We start from the raw sequence: 2,392 nt of genomic DNA, 5'->3' as shown, positions 1-2,392 counted from the left end.
AATTTATGGAGCAGATCGGGCAGCTTAGTGATACCTACAGTGAGAGATATTTAAAAGAGTCTCAAAAGGAAATCAAGGCAGCGAAAAGCAGGATTCAGGAACTGGATACCCTGATTAAGAACCTTTATGAAGGAAATGTATTAGGGAAAATCCCGGACAGGCATTTTGAGAGAATGATGAAGGAATACGATGCCGAACAGCAGGAACTGGAAGTAAAAGTGGAAGAAATGGAACAGGAACTCCGGCAAAAGGAAGAACCAGAAGAAAATGGAGCCTGTTTTGTCCGTCTAGTAAAGAAATATCAGGATTTTGATGAAATCACACCACAAATGCTCTATGAGTTCATAGACAGAATCGCAGTCCATGAAGCGGAAGGCGGACGGGGAACAGAACGCACACAGCGGATTGATATTTATTTCAATTTTATCGGTCAGTTTCCAGTTCCAATCTCCAAGGAAGAACTGGAACAGGAAAGAAAAAGGCAGATAGAGCAACAAAAAAATAAAGAGGAAGAAAAACGGGAGAGAAAGAGGGCGAATGCCAGAAGGTTTTCCCAGAAGCGGAAAGAGGAAAGAGCCAGAATCAAGGCTGCTGCGGAAACCGGAGATGAAGAGGCACAAAAACAGTATGAGGAGATTCTGGCAAAAGAAAAAGCACGAAGAGAACGTGACAGGGAAAGCAATAAAAAATCCTACCGGAAAAGAAAGGAGAAAGCCAGAGCGATTGAGGAAGCAGCGAAAGCCGGTGACCCGGAAGCCCTGAAAGAATATGAAAAAGTCCTCGAAGAAAGAAGAAAAGAGGCAGAAAGAGCAAAAAAATGGAGAGACAAGCAAAAGAACAAGGCTCCGGAGCCTACCTGACAAATAGAACCGGAGCCTTAGCAATCAAAGCCGGGGCATTTCTGCCACTGCCTCAAAAATATGTTAGCACAGAGGCAGGGGGAAGGCAAGATAAAAGGAAGGTGTGACGCATGAAAAAATTGGAGCCAATCATACATGATGATAAAAATGGACTGGATTATATACTTGTTGGAGATTATTACATCCCGCTGATCTGTGTGGAGGAAGAAAACAGAGATATTGGTTTTTATGGAAGCCTCCGCAGGAATTATCTGAAAGATTACCGGCAGGCTTTGTATTCCCAGCTGATGCTGACCGGGAAGCTCTGGTCGTATCTTGCTGATTTGAATGAAATCTGTGTGGAACGCAGGGATAACATGATGGATCAGATGATGGAAGCAGAAGGTGTCACAGAGGAATTAAAGGGAAAAGACCAGATGGAATGGCTCCGCAGGGTAAATAACATCCGCAACAGAGTGGATGAAGTCATTCTGAATGAATTGGTTTATGTGTAGGGGGATGATTATGAGATACCGGATTGAATATGCAGATGGTAGGTGCTGTAATTTCGCAAACAGCCGGAGAGACCTTCTGGAATGGCTGAAACTCTTAAAGGATGAAGAGATCACAGATATACGGAAGATCTACAAAAATGGTGTGACAGATTCCGTACTTGAGAAGTATCGAAACTATTTGAACAGAAATGCCGGATAGGAAGGAGAGACAGGATGAAAGCCATACGACTTATTTTAAAAATCATGTTGTTGCCTGTGATGGTTGCTCTGAAAATAATAAGGCTGTTTGTGGAGTTCCTTGCAGGAATATCAGCAGTTATCTTCCGGGTAATCGCAGGGATTTTTCTTCTGACTGCCCTGTTAAGCTATGGCTTTGGTCTGGAAAATTCCGGGGAATGCCTGAAAATGATATTGGCTGGATTCCTGTTCTATCTCCTGCCATGTACGGTTGAAATTGTGATTATGGGAATCATCTTTTTGGAAGAATGGATTCGCTCTTTTACGTAAGAAGAGGATAGAAAGGAACACGATTATGAAAAGAGAATTAGTGGAAAGCTACTTCGACTGGAATGAAATCAGGCTGGAGGCATATTTACGGATTGACCCGGAGCTGATCGAACTGGAAGGGGAATGCGAGAAAACGATGGATGAATTGAAGCCATATATAGAAAAATACGGGCATGAGTTCTGGACGATTATTGACCGGATCGTATCAGCAAGACACGCAGTAGAAGCCTATATCAGCCGGGAAATGTATATCCGGGGATTTCTGGATTATGAGCGTCTGGTGTGTGAGATAGAAAGGGATGTATGAGGATGAAAGAGGAAGCATTAAAGGAATTTGTGGACAATATCATTCAGGAACGGATGCAGAGTGCGTTCAGCAAGATGAAAGCCGGGAAAGAACCAGATACAGAAGATGATGTAGAAAAGAAATATGAGGAAGCGGTGGCATCGCTTCCAGAGGATAAACAACAGGCAGTCCGGGAATACTGTGACGCTATTTTTGACAGCGGGGCAGAAAGTGAGATTTTCTTC

General features: G+C 43.3%; 5 protein-coding genes and 1 pseudogene. All 6 read left to right on the top strand.

Annotation, left to right across the window (positions count from 1 at the left end):
- Positions 1-860, top strand: an 860-nt coding sequence (locus MSA64_RS03910) for a DUF4368 domain-containing protein (protein ID WP_287890641.1), incomplete at its 5' end; no start/stop codon positions are given.
- A gap of 110 nt (positions 861-970) precedes the next feature.
- A complete protein-coding gene (locus MSA64_RS03905) occupies positions 971-1,354 on the top strand; it encodes a TnpV protein (RefSeq protein ID WP_177296884.1) in 384 nt (127 codons plus the stop codon).
- A gap of 10 nt (positions 1,355-1,364) precedes the next feature.
- Complete coding sequence (locus MSA64_RS03900) at positions 1,365-1,553, top strand: hypothetical protein (protein ID WP_177296883.1); 189 nt, start codon at positions 1,365-1,367, stop codon at positions 1,551-1,553.
- A gap of 14 nt (positions 1,554-1,567) precedes the next feature.
- The gene (locus MSA64_RS03895) at positions 1,568-1,861 is read left to right on the top strand and encodes a hypothetical protein (protein ID WP_177296882.1); all 294 of its coding nucleotides are present in this window, start codon (positions 1,568-1,570) and stop codon (positions 1,859-1,861) included.
- Between the two features lie 25 nt (positions 1,862-1,886).
- On the top strand, positions 1,887-2,168 hold the full coding sequence (locus tag MSA64_RS03890; protein ID WP_262655791.1) for a hypothetical protein: 282 nt from the start codon (positions 1,887-1,889) through the stop codon (positions 2,166-2,168).
- A 2-nt stretch (positions 2,169-2,170) separates the two neighbouring features.
- Positions 2,171-2,392, top strand: a pseudogene (locus tag MSA64_RS03885) (hypothetical protein); the annotation flags it as partial.

This window comes from Oliverpabstia sp. (assembly GCF_022785585.1).
Taxonomy (GTDB): Bacteria; Bacillota; Clostridia; order Lachnospirales; family Lachnospiraceae; genus Oliverpabstia; species Oliverpabstia intestinalis.
Note: the sequence above shows the minus strand (reverse complement) of the source record. Positions and strands in the feature narration are given on the sequence as shown.

Bases quoted from the DNA above. Each gene is read 5' to 3' on its own strand.
- MSA64_RS03895 (WP_177296882.1), top strand. From the start codon at position 1,568: ATGAAAGCCATACGACTTATTTTAAAAATCATGTTGTTGCCTGTGATG.
- MSA64_RS03900 (WP_177296883.1), top strand. From the start codon at position 1,365: ATGAGATACCGGATTGAATATGCAGATGGTAGGTGCTGTAATTTCGCA.
- MSA64_RS03890 (WP_262655791.1), top strand. From the start codon at position 1,887: ATGAAAAGAGAATTAGTGGAAAGCTACTTCGACTGGAATGAAATCAGG.
- MSA64_RS03905 (WP_177296884.1), top strand. From the start codon at position 971: ATGAAAAAATTGGAGCCAATCATACATGATGATAAAAATGGACTGGAT.